Origin of the sequence: Bacteroides sp. D2 (assembly GCF_025147085.1) — a bacterium.
Taxonomy (GTDB): Bacteria; Bacteroidota; Bacteroidia; order Bacteroidales; family Bacteroidaceae; genus Bacteroides.
The window spans coordinates 959897-979868 of sequence record NZ_CP102261.1; the positions used below are offsets into that span (position 1 = coordinate 959897).

Genomic DNA, 19972 nt, shown 5'->3' on the forward strand with positions numbered 1-19972 from the left:
AAGGAGACTTGTTTTGTCTCCTTTTTCTTATTTCTCTTCTGCTTTTTTAGAATAAACTCCAGGCAACAGTAAGTCCTGCCATCACAATGGCGACCATGCTCATAAGCTTTATCAAAATATTCAAGCTCGGACCGGAGGTATCTTTAAACGGATCGCCTACTGTATCTCCTACTACGGTTGCTTTATGCACTTCACCGCCTTTTCCACCAAAGTTACCTTCTTCCACATATTTCTTTGCGTTATCCCATGCACCTCCGGCGTTAGCCATAAAGATAGCCAACACGAAACCACTACTCAAGCCACCAATCAGCAGACCGAGTACGCCGGGAACGCCAAAGATAAATCCTGTAAGAATCGGAGCAACAATAGCAATCAAGGAAGGAATAACCATCTCACGCTGCGCACCCTTTGTCGATATTTCAACACAACGTTCGTAATCCGGCTCGGCTTCTCCGGTCAGAATACCCTTTATGTCACGAAACTGGCGACGCACTTCGTCAACCATGTGTCCTGCCGCACGCCCTACTGCATTCATTGTCAAACCACAAAACAGGAAAGCCATCATTGAACCGAGGAACATGCCCGAAAGTACTTTCGGATTCATCAAGTGTACTTCGTAATAATCCATGAAGTCGATAAAAGTGGCATTTGCTACGCTGATAGAACTTCCATCTGCAAAAGTCAGGTCCACATTACCAAGACGTGTCAGACCGATTCGGATTTCTTCAATATAAGAAGCCAGCAAAGCCAGACCTGTCAGTGCAGCGGAACCGATTGCAAAACCTTTTCCTGTGGCGGCAGTTGTGTTACCCAATGAATCGAGCGCATCAGTACGTTTGCGAACTTCAGCACCCAGACCAGACATTTCCGCATTACCTCCCGCATTATCCGCAATCGGACCGTAAGCATCCGTTGCCAATGTGATACCTAAGGTAGAAAGCATACCAACAGCTGCAATACCGATGCCATACAATCCCATGCCTACATTACCGAAATCACCTGCGGAAGCCAACAGATAGGAGGCAATGATACCAATCACTACTGCAACTACAGGAATAGCTGTAGAAAGCATACCCAAACCAATACCGGAAATAATGACGGTAGCAGGGCCAGTCTTACCGCTTTCACTTAGTTTCTGGGTAGGACGATAAGATTGAGAAGTATAATATTCCGTAGAACGTCCGATGATAATACCTACTACCAGTCCGACTACTACGGCACAAGAAATCCAAATCCAGTTATCTAGTTGCAAGAGCCACAGGATTAAGAATGTAGCTGCAACAATAAGCACGGAACTAAGGTTCGTACCGAAAGCCAATGAACCGAGCAAGTCTTTCATGGTCGCATTCTCTTTAGTACGGACAGCGAATATCCCTATAATAGAAAGGATAATGCCAACAGCTGCAATCAACATCGGAGCAATAACTGCCTTGAATTGCATCACTGTATCTGCCGAATGGATAAAAGCAGCAGCACCCAGTGCAGCTGTTGCCAAAATCGAGCCACAGTAAGATTCATATAAATCGGCTCCCATACCGGCCACGTCACCTACATTGTCACCTACATTATCGGCAATAGTAGCAGGATTACGAGGGTCATCTTCCGGAATTCCGGCTTCTACTTTACCTACCAAGTCGGCTCCAACATCAGCTGCCTTCGTATAGATACCGCCACCTACACGGGCAAAGAGTGCTTGTGTAGAAGCACCCATACCGAAAGTCAGCATGGTAGTAGTAATCACACAGAGTTTATGAGTAGGTGTCAGCGCATCAGCAGGAATCACTGCATTCAACAACAGATACCAGAAAGATATATCGAGCAATCCCAGGCCAACTACAACTAATCCCATCACCGCGCCGCTTCGGAAAGCAATCCTCAACCCTGCATTCAGAGAATTACGGGCGGCATTAGCGGTACGAGCCGACGCATAAGTCGCCGTCTTCATCCCTAAAAATCCGGAAAGCCCGGAGAAAAATCCGCCTGTAAGAAAAGCAATGGGAACCCATGCGTTCTGTACATGAAAGCCGTAGGCCATAATTGAAAACAAAATAACCAACCCCAAGAATACCCAGCCTACTATTTTGTATTGCTGTTTCAGATAAGACATAGCTCCTTTGCGCACAGCAGCAGCTATCTTTATCATTTGGGGTGTACCTTCGCTCTCTTTCATCATTTGCTTATGAAAGTAATAAGCAAAGCAGAGGGCTAACACGGAAGCGACTGGAACCAGCCAGAAAAGAATGTTGTCCATAGGATCAATTTTTAAAGGGTTTACGGAGGCTAAAAGTATGGAAATCAAATGAAATAAGCAAGTAAAAAAGAAAGAATTTATAAAGCTGAATTATTCTATCTTTTATACATCTCTTTAAACAAAATGGGCACACTGTAGTTATTTACTTCATTCCCTCATTTCTATACGGTTTTGAAATAAGTCAAGTCATAAAAAAATAAACTGAAATATAATCCCAGCGAGCATTTACTAGAGAATTAAAAAGTGAAAATTTGCTGTCATCTGTCACATGTTTGTATTTAAACTTCTGACAATGAATAAGTAGTGGTGTGACGGCAGCATGTGACAGCACAGTGACAGTACTTTTGCTGTCACATGTTCTCCCACGATTCTTTCTTCTCTTCCTTTTCTGTTTCTTGAAAATCACAACCTGCATAGCTTCATATTTTTTAACCATAGGAAAAACATTCGTTTCATACCTTCAAACCATTGGTTTCATGGGATGGAACTTTAGTTCCATAAGCTTGAAACTCTAGTTCTAATTGCTTGAAACCATTAGTTTCAAGGCTGGAAACTCTAGTTTCTCTTTATTGAAACTTTAGTTTCAAACAAAGGAAACTTGCTTGGAACTTGCTTCTAAAAGAAGGAGTGAGAAGAGGTGACAGCAAAAGTACTGTCACTGTGCTGTCACATGCTGCCGTCACGCCACTACTCATTCACTGTCAGATGTTTAAATACAAACATGTGACAGGTGACAGCAATTTTTTACTTTTTAATTCTATAGTAGATTATTAAGAGATTATATTTCGGCTCATTTCTGTGCCGGAAAGGAGCTAAAACCTGTTCACCACCCCATGATAAAATAACGAATAATAGTCTATAGTTACTAATCCTCTGCCATTCTCTGCTTATTTTGTTGGGCAAACTCTGTAGGAGTAACTCCGAATTGCTTCTGAAATATCTTTGCGAAGTAAGAAGGCGACTGGAAACCTACTCTGTCAGAGATTTCGTTGATGCGCAATTCTCCCTCCTGCAATAGCTCTGCCGCACGTTTTAATCGGATGATACGGATAAAGTCGAGTGAAGAAAGATCGGTCAGCGCCTTAATCTTACGATGCAGGCTGGAGCGGGACATATTCATGGCTGCAGCCAATGCTTCCACATTATAATTGGCGTCGGAAAGATTCTCACGCACTTTGGCTATCAGTTGGGACATCAGTTGTTCATCAGCTCGTGACATCGCACCCCCTTGCGGAGTACAAGCTCCGTAAGTGATCTGATTAATAAACATCTCATGCGTACGATGGGATTCACGCTCACGCGCCAGTTCTGCCAATAATTGCTGCTCACGGATCTTTTGTACTTCCCGGCGGCGATAGGCGCGAAGAGTCAAGACAAAGCTGCCGGACACTACAATGATATAGATAAGGTAAGCCCACACTGTACGCCACCAAGGTGGAAGAATACGCACTGATAAAGTAGCTTCTTCCTGATTCCAGACACCATTATTATTACTGCCCCGCACACGGAACAGGTAGTCTCCCGGCGGGAGCTGGGCATAAGACGCTGTATGCACATCAGATGTATAATTCCAGTCATTATCTATCCCTTCCATTTTGTAGGCATAACGATTTGCACTTGGTGAGGTATAACTTAAAGCAACAAAATCAAAGCTGACGTTAGAACGGTAAGGCAGTTGCACACCATCCGCCGTGAAAGGAGTTTCACGTCCCTGCACGTACATTCCGGTGATATAGACTGGAGGCACAAAAGTATTCGGGTGGACAATTTGTGGATTAAAAGAGACCAATCCATTGATAGTTCCCATCCAAATAGTACCATCAGAGGCAGCCAAGGCCGATTTATAGTTAAACTGGTTATCAGGTAACCCGTCATTTCGGTTGAAGACTTGCAGGCTGTCTGTTTCCGGATGAAGACAAACCAGCCCACGATCTGTTCCGAACCAGATACGATGTTGCCGGTCTTCCACGACTTTATATGTTACGTTGTCCGGAAGCCCGTTTGCTTTGGTGTATGTCCGGAATCTTCCGGTTTCGGGGTTAAAACGCAACAATCCACCCCGGTCTGTAGAAAACCAGATAAAGCCTTTACTATCCTCCGAAATACCTGTCACTTCATTTGTTCCGATAGAAGTGCTGTCCTCCGGTATACATTTATAGCTGACCATCTGATTTGTCTGCGGATGATACCGGAATATTCCACTGCCCATCGTTGCCACCCATATATTGCCGGATTTATCTTCGAGAATATCACGCATATAAGCATACCCGAATTGCTCCATTTTCTCAAAAGTCCGTCCTTTGTCGGCCGAACGAAAGATGTTCCAGCCATCACCCAACCAGATTGCTCCCCCACGATCGCGGTAAAGGGCAAACACGGAACCTTCACTGATACCAAGTTGTGCGGGATAGAACGTCTGAACCTGATCTTGAGAAACAATCAGGTCGATGCCCCCTTTAAAGTAACCTGCGCCAACCAAATCATCCGAAGCGAACAGGCTTAATACATTCTGACGGTCAGGCGACTGGGGAATTTTAGTGAAAGTCTGTGTTCCCGGATTCCAGTAGCAAACACCGCCATCCTGCGTACTGACCCACACCACTCCGTCTTTTCCTTCCGCCAATTCACTGATGCGTCGTCCGCTGACTGTACCGGGCGCTCCCGGAAGATAAACCGAAAAATCGAGCGTACGTACAGGCAGATAGCTGACTCCTCCAAATTGCGTACAGATCCAGGTTCCCCCTTCACAATCACGATAAATCTTATCGACGATAGCATCTCCAAGCCCATACTTCCCTCCGGCATCGGCAGGAATATGTTGCACACTGTTGTGTTTCTCATTAATCACATAAACGCCATTCTGCGTACCCACCCACAGCTCGTCTCCGAAGCAAACAGCGTAGCGGATAATTTTTCGATGTACTTCGGGCGCAGGGAATATACTCACTTCTCCGGTCTTTTTATTGAACCGTTTCAGTTCCTCTTCATGCACTCCGACAATCAGCTCATCGCCATAATCGCACAGAGTAAAGATGAAATCCCCTTTAAGTGCTTCTGTTGCATAGGGCACAAACTTATCCTGCTCCGGACTGTAACGGTAGATTCCCGCTCCATACGTACCCACCCAGACCGTACCTTCTTTATCTACGCAGATAGACTGCGGAAAGTCCTTGCTTTTATCCTTACTGGGACAGGGAATATAGCGGAACAGTTTACCCGTCTCCACCTGATAGCGGAAAACTCCCTGATTCGGCGCATTCACCCAGATATTTCCCGAATGATCTGCCAGAATATCTTCAATCCAGTTGTATCTGATTTGTTCTCCGTTCTCTGTGCGGGCATCAAAGAACGAAAACTTCCCGGTAGCAAGTTCCTGAATATAAACACCATCATCCGTACCTACCCATAATTGACGGTGATTATCCTCAAAAAGAGCGGATATGACCTGATTGCCATGCTGCAAAGTTTCGTCATAGCAGTTATAAAGCTTCATCGACACGCCGTCATAACGATTAAGACCGTTGCGCGTACCCAGCCAGATAAAACCGTAACTATCTTGAATAATGGACTTGACATGACTGTTCGAAAGACCGCTTCCTCCATCTACACGGATAAAGTTATACTGTCCCGTCGCGGCAAAATCCGGAAGGAAAAAACAAATAGAAAGGAGAAAAAGCAGCAATTTCCTTTTCATACACAGATATTAGATAGCGACAAATATAGTTTTTTTTACGCTAAATGCATAGGAAGGATGAAACATTTGTTGCACGGATGGCAATAAATGTCGCACTGCAAAGGGCTATCGCACACTTGAAACATCTCTTGCACATCTTGACAAAAAAGAGTATAGCCACTTGTTTCTCCTCCTCCTATCTTTGCCTTCGTCAAAATGACACAACCGATGTGAACTTCCAAATCTTTAAATGAATACAAGTGATGAAAAAAGTAACCTTTAGTTGCCTTACTCTAGCAACCCTGTTGCAACTGATTCCTTCCAACGGGAATGCAGCGAACATTCAGGTGAACAAGAAAAAGACGAACCGAATCGAAATGAAGCAGGATACGATTCCTGCCAACTCTACTAAAAAAGAATCAGAAGAAGGCGAACGCAATGTGATGCTGAATGCTTCTGACGCCAACAAACCCCGCGAAATTCAAATCGGACTTCCCAGCGAGGACGTTAATGTCTATGAGAATGGACTTCCTGCCGTATATTCCTCTACCGTTCACAAACTTGCCGCCCATTGGCGCAGCGACAGTAGCCTGGGAGAAGTAGGACTTTTATCTCCTTCCGAGTCGGCCATCACGACCGGTAATATTGCTTACTCCGTCAACTCATTCAGCAAACTGGGACAAAAGGATTTCCAAGGTATATTAAACTACCGCACCAATCATTTCGGTATGCAGAACTTCGACTTCAATGTTTCAGGAGCCATCAATGACCAATGGCTTTACACGGCAAGCATCTACCAGAACTTCGACCCGGGAAGTTTCGACCTGAAATTTACGAACTATGCAGACCGCACAGAAATTTATCATGCCGGCCTGACACGTCTCTTCAACAACGGACGCGGCAAAATATCTTTGCTCTACAAACACTCCCGCAGTGAAAATCCGGCCAGCTATGCCAATGCAGCTCCTTTTATCTATGTCGGCGACGGCTCGGTTAAAGAGATAGACGGTTTCAAACTGGGAACAAATTCTTATGTTCCGCAGAACGGTTCTTTCCCATACATGGACGTAAGAGACGGAAAGATAAAAACATGGAACTTGGGCGATGGTTCTGAAAACCGTGCCAATGAGATTGCATTAATCTCCGATTATCGTTTCAGAAACGATCTGCTATGGAAATTCAATCTGAAATATATGGATGCTCCACGTGCCAACTATGTCGACTTCGGAGGCAGCACCATCAGCGAAGTAACCGCCAATGATGGTTTTACGTTATCAAACGGTGATCCGTATGAGGGACTGGCAGAAGGTCGCCGCACCTGGTTGCACGTAGGCAAAGTGAAAAACTTCCTAATCACTTCCGAGCTAAACAAGACCTTTGGCAGCCATAATCTGCGTCTGGGAGTGAACGAATGGTATTACCATCTTGATTATTATTCCTCTTCTCTGCAATGGATGGCTACCGTACAGAACTATCCACAGTTGCTGAATTCCACAACTACAAGTTCCCTGGACCCCACCCTGACCGGTCAGCGCGTACAGACATACGGGTACAACGAACTTAGTCCCGAATATACAAAGGGATATGAGAACAAACTCGCCCTTTACTTTACAGACAACTGGCAAGTAACTCCCCAATTCAATATCTATTATGGCGGACGCCTGGAATATTACCGGATGAGTGCCGATCAAATATCCGCTTCCCGTTTCCCGGGTTTCCACATCGGCGACTTTACCACTTATAGCAAAGAGGAAGAAACAGGAAATATCATTGCCACACAACGCAGTATTCATCCCGCCAAAGTGGTAAAGGATAAACTGAACTATGCCGCCACGCTCCGCGCCACTTACAACGTAACCGGACAATTCGGCCTGACTGCCGACGGAACAGTAGCCACCCGCTTCCCACGTATCAACGAATATGCCGGAACAGGTCCTACGGAAGAGCAATACAAACGTGTCACCATACCGTTAATCCGTGGCGGTTTGTTCTACAAGAACAAGTGGATCAACCTCACCTCTATGGTTACCTATATCTCTAAATCTAATAATATTGACCAGCAAAACCTGACGAAACCGGGAACGGAAGAAGGAAAGACCGTATTACTTATTTATAATATCAAAACACTGGGATGGACCACATCTGCCGAAATCGACCCGTTCAAAGGTTTTCACCTGCACGCTCTGTTCACGTATCAGAAACCTGTTTACAAGAACTATAATGCAAGCGTCACATTCAACGACGGTTCGGAAATGTCTGTCAACGCCAATGGGATGATCGTAAAAGAGATTCCGCAGATTCTTGTCGAACTCGACCCAAGCTATAATATCACGAAGGACTTACGCCTTTGGCTTAGTTTCCGTTATTTCGGCAAGACTTACGCCAATCTCCAGGAAGCCCTCTATTTCAACGGTCGCTGGGAAACTTTCGGGGGGATCAACTGGAACGTAAACAAGCATCTTTCTTTAGGGGCAACAGTCATCAACTTCCTGAATCAGAAAGGGGCCAGCGGAACCATCAACGGTTCGGAACTGATTACCAAAGAAGAAGCTGCCCAGTATGCCGGCAACTATATGAGTGGAAATTATTTACGCCCATTTACCGTAGAATTTAGCGCAAGCATTAAATTCTAGTTCATTCCTAACGAATTATAATTATCTTTGCGGCATTCTATGCCCACAAACTAACTAATACCTAATTAATTATTAAAAAACCATGAAGAAACTTTTCGTATTACTTATGGCATTGTTTACCCTGGCGCAAGTGGACGCCCAGGAAAAGAACGTTATCCGCATCGCAACGGACAACACAGACTTAATTCTCCAAGTAGCTCCTAACGGACGACTCTATCAGGCTTATCTGGGCGATAAGTTACTGAATGAGAAAGACATCAACAACTTTTCTCCTTACGTAAAAGGAGGAAGTGACGGTAGCGTATCCACCCGCGGATGGGAAGTATATCCGGGCTCCGGCGCCGAAGATTATTTTGAACCGGCTGTAGCTATCACGCACAATGACGGGAACCCGAGTACGATTCTCCGCTATATATCCTCCGAGCAGAAGGCAGTGGCGGGCGGAACGGAAACGATTATTCAACTAAAAGATAATCAGTATCCGGTAGAAGTCACACTACATTACATCGCTTATCCGAAAGAAAACGTCATCAAGACGTGGAGCGAAATCAAACATGCTGAAAAGAAGCCTGTGACCTTATGGCGTTATGCTTCCACCATGCTTTATTTCTCCGGAAACGAATATTACCTGACAGAATTCAGCAGCGATTGGGCAAAAGAAGCACAAATGAGCACACAACCTCTGTTGTTCGGTAAAAAGGTGATCGACACCAAACTGGGAAGCCGTGCTGCCATGCACACCCACCCGTTCTTTGAGCTTGGTTTTGAACAACCGGCACAGGAAGCGCAGGGACGTGCCATGCTAGGTACTATCGGATGGACAGGAAACTTCCAGTTCACTTTCGAAGTGGACAACGTAGGTAATCTCCGTGTAATCCCCGCCATCAATCCTTATGCATCTGATTATGAACTGAAGCCGAATGAAGTGTTTACAACTCCTGAATTCATCTTTACTTTCAGCAACAACGGTACGGGCGAAGCCAGCCGCAACCTTCACGCATGGGCACGCAACTATCAGCTGAAAGACGGACAAGGCGACCGTATGACTTTATTAAACAACTGGGAAAATACTTACTTCAAATTCAATGAGGAACTGCTTGCCGAACTGATGAAGGAAGCTAAACACCTTGGTGTAGATATGTTCCTGCTGGATGACGGCTGGTTTGGCAACAAGCATCCACGCAACAGTGACAATGCCGGACTGGGTGACTGGGAAGTGATGAGATCCAAACTGCCGGGCGGTATTCCTGCCCTTGTACAGTCTGCCAAAGAAGCCGGAGTGAAATTTGGTATCTGGATTGAACCGGAAATGGTTAACCCTAAAAGTGAGTTGTTCGAAAAGCATCCCGACTGGGCTATCCAACTGCCTAACCGCGAAACATATTATTACCGTAATCAGCTGGTACTCGATCTTAGCAATCCGAAAGTACAGGACTTTGTATATGGTGTAGTGGATAAGATCCTGACAGAGAATCCGGAAGTGGCTTTCTTTAAATGGGACTGTAACTCTCCAATTACAAATGTTTATTCTCCATATTTAAAAAATAAACAGGGACAGCTTTATATCGACCATGTACGTGGTATATACAATGTATTGAAACGTATCAAAGACAAATATCCGAACGTGCCAATGATGCTCTGCTCCGGCGGTGGCGCCCGTTGCGACTACGAAGCTCTGAAATATTACACAGAATTCTGGTGCAGCGACAACACAGATCCGATAGAACGTCTGTTTATCCAGTGGGGATTCTCACAAATCTTCCCGGCAAAAGCCATGTGTGCACACGTAACCAGCTGGAACAAGAATACAAGCGTGAAGTTCCGTACGGATGTGGCAAGTATGTGCAAACTGGGCTTTGACCTTGGACTGAAGGAACTGAATGCAGACGAACAGACTTACTGCCAGAACGCAGTTGCCAACTGGACGCGTCTGAAAAAAGTGATTCTGGACGGCGATCAATACAGATTGGTTTCTCCCTACGATGGCAATCACATGTCTCTCATGTATGCCTCACCGGATAAGAACAAAGCTGTGCTTTATACCTACGATATCCACCCACGTTTCGGTGAGAAACTGCTCCCGGTAAAACTTCAGGGACTGGATGCGAAGAAAATGTATAAGGTGAAAGAAATCAACCTGATGCCGAATTCCAAATCGAATCTGGCTGCCAATGAGAAAACTTATTCAGGAGATTATCTGATGAAAGTGGGAATCAATGCTTTCACAACAAATCAGACTTTCAGCCGCGTAATTGAGCTGACTGCTGAATAACAAGGAAGGAAATAATCAATAAAAAAGGGGATTCGCTGTTATCAGCGTTTCCCCTTTCTTTTTACATACAATAATATTCAATTCATCTTCAATCGCAACAGCTGTTTCAATGGTTACAACTATTCTATTAGACGGGGAAGTCCCTAAAAAAGTTGCAGCTACACCGTAACTTTTTACGATATAGCTGCATTAATGTTAAAGAGAGAGAATTTATATAATATAAGCATGGTCTCACGACCCTCCTGATATTCAATGAACATTTTGTTTCTTTACCTATTAGACGCACGAAAGCTCAAATCACTGCACTCGAGGCCCTCTTTTTTTAGTTAAAGAATAAAAAAAGCCGCTACTCCACAGGAATAGCAGCTCATATCTTTAAAACATCTTGCTGACACGGTCAATTCCTGCCACCAAAGTGTCTATTTCCGATTTGGTATTGTACATGGCAAACGAAGCACGTACCGTTCCTTCTATGCCAAGACGTTGCATGAGAGGTTGTGCACAATGATGCCCCGTTCTCACGGCAATACCTAGACGATCCAGCAACGTGCCGAGGTCGAAATGATGGATATCTCCCACCAGGAAGGAAATGACCGCTCCCCGTTCGGCTGCTTCACCGAATATACGTATATGGGGGATTTCTTTCAGACGTTGCAAAGCGTAAGTTGTCAGTTCATGCTCATGGGCGGCTATCTGTTCAATGCCGTGCCCGTTCACATAATCAAGGGCTTTTGCCAGTCCGGTAGTTCCGATATAGTCGGGCGTACCGGCTTCAAACTTGAAAGGAAGTTCATTAAAAGTGGTCTTCTCGAAAGAGACATGCTGAATCATCTCTCCTCCTCCCTGATAAGGTGGAAGGCGATCTAACCATTCTTCTTTTCCATAAAGCACTCCGACACCTGTCGGACCATATATCTTATGGGCGGAGAATACCAAAAAATCGGCATCCAACTCCTGTACATCCACTTTCATGTGAGGAATAGACTGTGCAGCATCTATCAGGCAAGGTACACCATGCGCATGAGCTGTTGCGATCATCTCCTTCACCGGATTCACTGTACCCAGTACGTTCGATACATGAACTACGCTGACTATTTTCGTACGTTCGGAAAATAGTTTTTCATATTCATCCAGCAGAAGTTCGCCTTTATCATTCATCGGGATGACTTTTATGGCAATTCCTTTACGGGCAGCCAACAGTTGCCAGGGAACGATGTTGCTATGATGCTCCATCACGGAAACAATCACTTCATCCCCTTCTTCCATAAACTCGTCGCCGAAGCTGGAAACAAGCAGATTGATACTTTCTGTTGTTCCGCGTGTAAAGACAACTTCATTCGTGCTACGGGCATTGATAAACTCACGTACCGTTTCACGGGAAGCTTCATGCAGTTCTGTAGCTTGTTGGGAAAGATAATGTACGCCGCGATGCACATTGGCATTGACGGAATAATATTCATCCACCAACGCATCAACCACCAGACGGGGTTTCTGTGTTGTCGCACCGTTGTCGAAATAAACCAAAGGTTTACCGTAAACCGTACGGCTCAATATCGGAAAATCTTCACGTATCTTTTGAATATCCACGTTCATTATTTTTTAGTGGTTACTTACAAATGGCACAACCCTGACATCTATTCAACTCGCCACGGAAACGTTTCTCTACCAATAGATGCAAACGATCTTTCAGCGCTTCCAAACGAATGGTATCGATCACTTCGTTGACAAATGCGAACATCAACAGCAGACGGGCTTCTTTCTCTGCAATACCGCGCGAACGCATGTAGAATAATGCGCCTTCATCCAACTGGCCTACTGTTGCTCCATGCGAACATTTCACATCATCCGCATAAATCTCCAATTGAGGTTGTGTATACATTCTTGCATCACGCGTAGCACAAAGATTCCGGTTAGTCTGTTGGGAATTCGTATGTTGTGCATCGGGACGCACGAGTACCAATCCGGCAAACGCACCTACCGACTGGTCGTCGAGCACATACTTGAACAGCTCATTGCTGGTACAGTTCGGTACGGCATGGTCAATACTTGTATGATTGTCTACGTGCTGGTTTTTATCGGCAATCGCCATACCACAAAGGTTTATTTCGGATCCTTCTCCTGCCAGCAACACTTCGGTCGTGTTGCGGGTAGTACCATTATGCAAAGTCATTCCGTTGAGCAATACATTGCTGTTGGCCTCTTGCTTTACATACAGGTTACTGATACGAACTGTGCTTGTATGTGTTTCTTCCAGTTCATACATATCGAATATCGCATTCTCACCAGCAAATACTTCAATAACTTGTGTCGCCAGGAAGTTCACATTATCCATTGCATGGTCACAAATCAGCAAACGGGCTTGCGCGCCATCCTCCAGGATAATCAGTACGCGACGGTTCACCATAAAGTTAACATCTGCACGCAGGATATTTACCAACTGGATTGTTTTTTCCACCACCACATTCTTCGGCACATAAAAGACAACGCCATCTTGTGCAAAAGCGGTATTGAAAGCAGTCACACCATCTTTAGAGGTATCTGCCAGTTGACCGTAATACTTCTTCACCAACTCCGGGTGTTGCTCGGCCACTTCTTTCAGGCTACCGAAAATCACACCTTCCGGCAGATTTCCTGTGGGAAGTGCTCTATTATAAAATGTGTCATTTACCACAAAATACAAGGAGGTACTCATATTCGGCACATCACACTTAAACACTTCATACGGATTGACCGGAATAGCCAAACGATTCAAGTTCAAACCGAAATCCGGCTCAAAGTACTTGCTTACATCCGTATATTTGTACTTCTCCATCTTACGGGTCGGAAATCCGAGTCGCTCAAAATCGGCAAATGCTGATGCACGAGGCGCATTCAGCACTTCGGCACTATGCTTGCAGATCATCGCTTCCGTCTGTGAGAAAAGTTCTATATATTGTTGTTCAACCATCATAGTTTTATATTTGTCATTCTCCTACTTCTTTCTTAATCCAATCGTATCCTTTTTCTTCCAGTTCCAGGGCAAGTTCCGGTCCGGCAGTTTTTACGATACGACCTTTATAAAGGACATGCACAATATCAGGCTTGATATAATCGAGCAAACGTTGGTAGTGGGTAATAACGATTGTACTTGTTTCAGGAGTTTTCAGCTTGTTCACTCCTTCCGCAACAATACGGAGCGCATCAATATCCAAACCGGAGTCTGTCTCGTCGAGAATGCTCAAACGCGGTTCCAGCATAGCCATCTGAAAAATCTCGTTCCGTTTCTTCTCACCACCGGAAAAGCCTTCATTCACCGAACGGTTAGCCAGTTTATTATCCAACTCCACCACCGCACGTTTCTCACGCATCAGCTTCAGAAACTCACTGGCGGTCAGTGCAGGCAGACCTTTATATTTACGTTGTTCATTCACAGCAGCACGCATAAAGTTCACCATGCTCACACCCGGAATTTCTACCGGATACTGGAAACTAAGGAAGATTCCTTCATGGCTACGATCTTCGGGGCTCAACTCCAACAGATCCTTTCCATAAAAAGTGACCGAACCTTTTGTTACCTCAAAAGCCGGATTACCCACCAATACGGAGGAAAGCGTACTTTTACCGGAACCATTCGGTCCCATAATAGCGTGCACCTCACCGGGATTCACCGTCAGGTTAATACCTTTCAATATCTCTTTGCCATTAATGCTGGCATGCAGGTCTTTTATTTCTAACATGATATATTTACGATTTTACGATTTACTATTAAAAAGTCAACATCACCCCACGCTTCCTTCCAATGAGATGGTAAGCAGCTTCTGTGCTTCTACCGCAAATTCCATCGGAAGTTTATTCAACACTTCCTTTGCATATCCGTTCACAATAAGTCCGATAGCATCTTCTGTCGGAATACCGCGCTGGTTGCAATAAAATATCTGGTCTTCACTAATCTTGCTTGTCGTAGCTTCATGCTCTACCACTGCCGTCTCATTGTGAATATCCATATACGGGAAGGTATGTGCACCACACTTATCTCCCAGCAACAGAGAGTCACACTGGCTATAATTACGGGCATTATCCGCTTTCTCGGCCACGCGTACCAACCCACGATAGGAGTTCTCACTATGTCCGGCAGAAATACCTTTACTTACAATCGTACTACGAGTGTTCTTACCCAGATGAATCATCTTCGTTCCGGTATCTGCCTGCTGATAGTTGTTCGTTACAGCTACAGAATAGAATTCAGCAGTCGAGTTATCGCCCGTCAGGATACAGGAAGGATATTTCCAGGTGATTGCCGAACCGGTTTCCACTTGTGTCCAGGATAATTTACTGTCCACTCCTTTACAGTTACCGCGTTTAGTCACAAAGTTGTATACACCGCCCTTGCCTTCTGCATCTCCCGGATACCAGTTCTGAACGGTACTGTATTTTACTTCTGCACGGTCGTGCACAATGATCTCAACGATAGCGGCATGCAGCTGATTCTCATCCCGCATCGGAGCCGTACATCCTTCCAGATAAGAAACATACGAATCATCATCCGCTACAATCAGCGTACGCTCAAACTGTCCCGTGTTACGGGCATTGATACGGAAATAAGTGGAAAGCTCCATCGGGCAACGTACTCCTTTCGGAATATACACGAAAGAGCCGTCAGAGAACACTGCGGAATTCAACGCTGCAAAGAAATTGTCCCGATAACCTACTACCGAGCCCATATATTTCTTCACCAGATCCGGATGCTCCCGCACGGCTTCACTGAACGAGCAGAATATAATTCCTTTCTCCATCAGTGTTTCCTTGAAGGTAGTCTTTACGGAAACAGAGTCCATAACGGCATCCACTGCCATTCCACTAAGAGCCATTTGCTCTTCCAATGGAATTCCCAGTTTATTAAACGTCTTTATCAGTTCAGGATCGACTTCCTCCATGCTCTTCGGTCCTTCTTTCTTCTTTGTCGGATCGGCATAATAAGAAATCGCCTGATAATCAATTTCAGGGATACGGAGATGTGCCCAGGTAGGCATTTCCAGCGTCAGCCAATGGCGATACGCTTTCAGTCGAAACTCCAGCAACCACTCCGGTTCGTCCTTTTTCGATGAAATCAGACGAATGACATCTTCATTAAGTCCACGCTCAATGATGTCCGTATGCACCTCTGTGGTGAAGCCGTATTTATATTTCTCCTCCGCAAATTTCCGGACAAACTCATTATCAGTCTTCTTTTCAAGTTCGTCTTTCTGATTGGGTTTCATTTTATTGGGTTCTTGTTGCATCTTTATTCTCTAATATATATTGTTGCGTCATATTCTTCGCAGCAGGGAAAAAGATCCCCGCAAACGTTTCCATCGGATAATATAACAAAGATTCTTCCTTTTTTGTTGCACTAATTAACTTATTATCGCTGTCCACAAACTCTATCGCACCAATCACTACACTCGTTAACAACAGAAACTTAAGTGCTCCCAGCCCACTTCCTAACCAGCGATTCAGCCAGTTCAACGAAATAGCCTGCATTGCTTTTGTCAATAGCGAGGCAATCAATACAAAGATCAATGGTACGGCAATCCAGATCATGATAAAAGCCAACACTTGCGCAACTGTCATTGAATCCGTCACCGTCGGGCAAAGCTTTTCCGCCAAAGAGGCATACAGAGCTTTCGCTGCCAACAGGCCGACTATCAACCCCAAAATAGAAGCCAACTGACGAATGAAGCCTTTTACAAAACCTACAATCGCTCCGGCGCCTATTACAATAAGGATAATTATATCAATCGTTGCCACATTTATGATGTTATAAGCTATAAACCAATAAGTCGTATATAAGGTAATTATAATGAGAAGGTACCGAATGATAAAAAATAAGGTGGTAAGGTGGTGTTCTGCAAACAGTACCACATTACCACCTTTTTATCATATCATGACCTCTGCTATATTATAACATTATAATACACTTATAACCTTACTATATTTACAGCGTCTGTTTCACTTCTATTTCTTCGAATGTCTCGATCATATCGCCTACCTTCATGTCGTTGCAGTTCACCAGACTGATACCACACTCGAAGTTTGTACCTACTTCCTTCACATCGTCCTTGAAACGTTTCAATGCGTTGATGTTTCCGGTAAAAATTACGATACCATCGCGGATCAAACGAGCCTTGTCGCTGCGTTTCACCTTTCCGGTCTTCACCATTGCTCCGGCTACAAGACCGACTTTCGTAATATTGAATACTTCGCGGATTTCGATGGTTGCAGTAATCTGTTCCTTTACTTCCGGAGCCAACATACCTTCCATAGCAGCCTTTACCTCTTCGATTGCATCGTAGATGACAGAATACTTACGGATGTCAACACCCTCTTGGTCGGCCATCTTACCGGCAGCACCCGAAGGACGTACCTGGAATCCGACAATAATCGCATCCGAAGCAGCAGCCAGAGAAACATCAGATTCAGAAATTGCTCCCACACCCTTATGGATAACATTTACCTGAATTTGTTCCGTAGACAACTTAATCAACGAATCGCTCAACGCTTCCACAGAACCATCCACGTCACCCTTAACGATGATATTCAATTCCTGGAAGTTACCCAAAGCAATACGACGACCCAATTCATCCAATGTAAGGATCTTCTGCGTACGCAAACCTTGTTCACGAGCCAGCTGCTCACGTTTATTAGTGATCTCACGAGCTTCCTGATCGCTTTCGACTACATGGAATGTGTCACCTGCAGCAGGAGCACCATTCAATCCCAGAATCAACGCCGGTTCGGAAGGTCCTGCTTCCTTGACGCGTTGGTTACGTTCGTTGAACATAGCCTTCACACGTCCGTAGCTGGTTCCCGCCAATACGATGTCTCCTACTTTCAAAGTACCGTTAGATACCAATACAGTAGCTACATATCCACGTCCCTTATCCAGTGAAGATTCGATGATGGAACCCGTAGCATTACGGTCCGGATTTGCTTTCAAGTCGAGCATTTCTGCTTCGAGCAATACTTTTTCCAGCAAGTCTTCCACACCCATACCTTTCTTGGCAGAGATATCTTGTGACTGATATTTACCACCCCATTCTTCAACAAGGTAATTCATTGCAGCCAGTTCTTCTTTAATCTTATCCGGATTTGCAGTCGGTTTATCTACCTTATTGATTGCAAATACAATAGGTACACCGGCAGCCATCGCGTGATTGATCGCTTCCTTCGTCTGTGGCATCACGTTATCATCGGCAGCCACAATAATGATAGCAATATCCGTTACTTTGGCACCACGTGCACGCATAGCGGTAAACGCTTCGTGACCCGGAGTATCGAGGAACGTAATACGACGACCGTCTTCCAGTTGCACGTTATAAGCACCGATATGCTGGGTAATACCTCCGGCCTCACCGGCAATTACATTCGCCTTACGGATATAGTCGAGCAAAGAAGTCTTACCGTGGTCAACGTGTCCCATCACCGTTACAATCGGAGCGCGCGGTTGCAAATCTTCCGGAGCATCTTCTTCTTCAACGATAGCTTGTGCCACTTCCGCACTTACATATTCAGTCTTGAATCCGAATTCTTCAGCCACCAGATTGATGGTTTCAGCATCCAAACGCTGGTTGATGGAAACCATGATACCAATACTCATACAAGTAGCGATAACCTGGTTAACAGAAACATCCATCATCGTTGCCAATTCGTTAGCCGTAACGAACTCGGTCAACTTCAATACCTTGCTGTCTGCCATTTCCTGATCTTCCAGTTCCTGCATACGGTTGGAAGCCATTTCACGTTTCTCTTTACGGTATTTGGACGTTTTATTCTTACCTTTGGTCGTCAGACGTGCAAGGGTTTCTTTTACCTGTTTTGCTACGTCTTCCTCGCTCACTTCCTGTTTGATAACCGGCTTCTTGAAGCGATCTTTATTGTTATTGTTATTTCTTCTGTTGTTATTTCCCTGTCCGTTGGCCTGGCCACCCTGACCGTTACTATTGCCGCCTTTACCCTGTACATTAGGTCTTGGAGCAGCAAAGTTGGAAGTTGCAACATTGTTAACGTCCACCTTCTCTTTATTGATACGGTTACGTTTCTTCTTGTTAGCAGCCGCTTCCGCACTGTCCTTAGGTCCGCTCTTGGCCAATTTAGAATCATCCTTACGGATTTCCTTGATGATAGCTTCCTTCATCAACTTCTTCTGATCCTGACGGATTTTTTCCTTTTCTTCACGTTCGCGACGTTTCTCTTCCTTCGATTTCTTCTTGGGACGAGTAGACTGATTTAATGCAGCCAAGTCGATCTGACCGATCACATTAATCTTCGCGCCTAATTCCGGTTGACGGATTTTGAAAACACCATCATCCTCCGGAGCCTTTTCCGCTACCGGGGTTACTTCAGCCTGTGCAGTTTCCACCTTTTCTTCTTCTTTATGTTCTTCCGCCTTCACAGGTGCAGCTACTACTACCTTCGGCTCTTCTTTTTTCACTTCTTCTACTACTTTTTCAACTTCTACCGGCTTCGTCTCCACTACAGGTTCCGGCACTACTACGGGTTCAACCACCACTGGAGTAGGCTCTACTACAGAAACAGGAGGTGTCACCACCTCTTCCTTCTTCACCTCGGGTTCTCTCTTCTCGGGCTCCTTTTTCACTTCAGGTTTAACGACAGGCCGTTCCACAACCGGTTCTTCCTGTTTCTGTTCCGGTTCTTTCTCTACCTTTTCAGGTTTACGACCGTTCAATTTATCCAAATCTATTTTTCCGACAGGTTTAAACTTCGGACGTGCATCCTCAGGTACGACTGTCTTAATCACATCTTCCGACTTCGGTTTTTCGGGCTGCTTTTCGAAGCCCTCAATCGATACCGACGCCTTATTACGTTCCTTATTCTGACGTTCCTGTATGAAACGCTCCGATTCAAGTCTAAGGTTCTTATCTGTACTAAACTCCTTTACGAGTATAGCGTATTGCTCCTCGCTAATTTTAGTATTAGGATTAGCCTCAACGGTATGCCCTTTCTTTTGCAGGAACTCAACTACCGTCGCGATTCCTACGTTCAAATCTCTTGTAACTTTGTTTAACCTTATCGTCATATTTTAAAATTAATGAATAAATGGAGCTTGTTTAATTGAAAATTGAGAATTAAGAAATAAAAGTCTGCTACATTATATTGTATCGCAA

The 19972-nt window shown here is 44.8% G+C and carries 10 protein-coding genes; 2 read left to right on the forward strand and 8 right to left on the reverse strand.

Annotation, left to right across the window (positions count from 1 at the left end):
- Positions 1-46: 46 nt before the first annotated feature.
- Both NQ505_RS03380 and NQ505_RS03385 read right to left on the reverse strand, forming a co-directional pair.
- Complete coding sequence (locus tag NQ505_RS03380) at positions 47-2251, reverse strand: sodium-translocating pyrophosphatase (RefSeq protein WP_008998147.1); 2205 nt, start codon at positions 2249-2251, stop codon at positions 47-49.
- An 865-nt stretch (positions 2252-3116) separates the two neighbouring features.
- The gene (locus NQ505_RS03385) at positions 3117-5945 is read right to left on the reverse strand and encodes a two-component regulator propeller domain-containing protein (RefSeq protein WP_008998149.1); all 2829 of its coding nucleotides are present in this window, start codon (positions 5943-5945) and stop codon (positions 3117-3119) included.
- 242 nt (positions 5946-6187) lie between these two features.
- Here NQ505_RS03385 and NQ505_RS03390 point away from each other — a divergent pair, with 242 nt between their 5' ends.
- Both NQ505_RS03390 and NQ505_RS03395 read left to right on the forward strand, forming a co-directional pair.
- On the forward strand, positions 6188-8557 hold the full coding sequence (locus NQ505_RS03390; protein WP_008998150.1) for a TonB-dependent receptor: 2370 nt from the start codon (positions 6188-6190) through the stop codon (positions 8555-8557).
- Positions 8558-8639: 82 nt separating this feature from the next.
- Entirely contained in the window at positions 8640-10829 is a 2190-nt protein-coding gene (locus tag NQ505_RS03395) for an alpha-galactosidase (protein WP_008998151.1), read from the forward strand.
- Positions 10830-11204: 375 nt separating this feature from the next.
- Here NQ505_RS03395 and NQ505_RS03400 read toward each other — a convergent pair whose 3' ends face one another.
- The 6 genes from NQ505_RS03400 to infB form a co-directional block, all read right to left on the reverse strand.
- Positions 11205-12416 (reverse strand): aminotransferase class V-fold PLP-dependent enzyme, encoded by a 1212-nt coding sequence (locus NQ505_RS03400; RefSeq protein ID WP_032853320.1) that lies wholly within the window; start codon positions 12414-12416, stop codon positions 11205-11207.
- Between the two features lie 19 nt (positions 12417-12435).
- Positions 12436-13779 (reverse strand): Fe-S cluster assembly protein SufD, encoded by a 1344-nt coding sequence (gene sufD / locus NQ505_RS03405; RefSeq protein WP_032853272.1) that lies wholly within the window; start codon positions 13777-13779, stop codon positions 12436-12438.
- Positions 13780-13792: 13 nt separating this feature from the next.
- Positions 13793-14545 carry a Fe-S cluster assembly ATPase SufC gene (gene sufC / locus NQ505_RS03410; protein ID WP_004298251.1) on the reverse strand — a complete coding sequence of 251 codons (753 nt, stop codon included), beginning with the start codon at positions 14543-14545 and terminating at the stop codon, positions 13793-13795.
- A 42-nt stretch (positions 14546-14587) separates the two neighbouring features.
- Positions 14588-16066, reverse strand: a complete 1479-nt coding sequence (gene sufB, locus NQ505_RS03415; RefSeq protein WP_004307399.1) for a Fe-S cluster assembly protein SufB — start codon at positions 16064-16066, stop codon at positions 14588-14590.
- A 1-nt stretch (position 16067) separates the two neighbouring features.
- A complete protein-coding gene (locus NQ505_RS03420; protein WP_032853322.1) occupies positions 16068-16595 on the reverse strand; it encodes a CvpA family protein in 528 nt (175 codons plus the stop codon).
- A 187-nt stretch (positions 16596-16782) separates the two neighbouring features.
- Complete coding sequence (gene infB / locus NQ505_RS03425) at positions 16783-19884, reverse strand: translation initiation factor IF-2 (RefSeq protein ID WP_122136467.1); 3102 nt, start codon at positions 19882-19884, stop codon at positions 16783-16785.
- Positions 19885-19972 lie beyond the last annotated feature (88 nt).

Bases quoted from the DNA above. Each gene is read 5' to 3' on its own strand.
- NQ505_RS03380 (WP_008998147.1), bottom strand. From the start codon at position 2,251: ATGGACAACATTCTTTTCTGGCTGGTTCCAGTCGCTTCCGTGTTAGCC.
- NQ505_RS03385 (WP_008998149.1), bottom strand. From the start codon at position 5,945: ATGAAAAGGAAATTGCTGCTTTTTCTCCTTTCTATTTGTTTTTTCCTT.
- NQ505_RS03390 (WP_008998150.1), top strand. From the start codon at position 6,188: ATGAAAAAAGTAACCTTTAGTTGCCTTACTCTAGCAACCCTGTTGCAA.
- NQ505_RS03395 (WP_008998151.1), top strand. From the start codon at position 8,640: ATGAAGAAACTTTTCGTATTACTTATGGCATTGTTTACCCTGGCGCAA.
- sufD (WP_032853272.1), bottom strand. From the start codon at position 13,779: ATGATGGTTGAACAACAATATATAGAACTTTTCTCACAGACGGAAGCG.
- sufC (WP_004298251.1), bottom strand. From the start codon at position 14,545: ATGTTAGAAATAAAAGACCTGCATGCCAGCATTAATGGCAAAGAGATA.
- sufB (WP_004307399.1), bottom strand. From the start codon at position 16,066: ATGAAACCCAATCAGAAAGACGAACTTGAAAAGAAGACTGATAATGAG.
- infB (WP_122136467.1), bottom strand. From the start codon at position 19,884: ATGACGATAAGGTTAAACAAAGTTACAAGAGATTTGAACGTAGGAATC.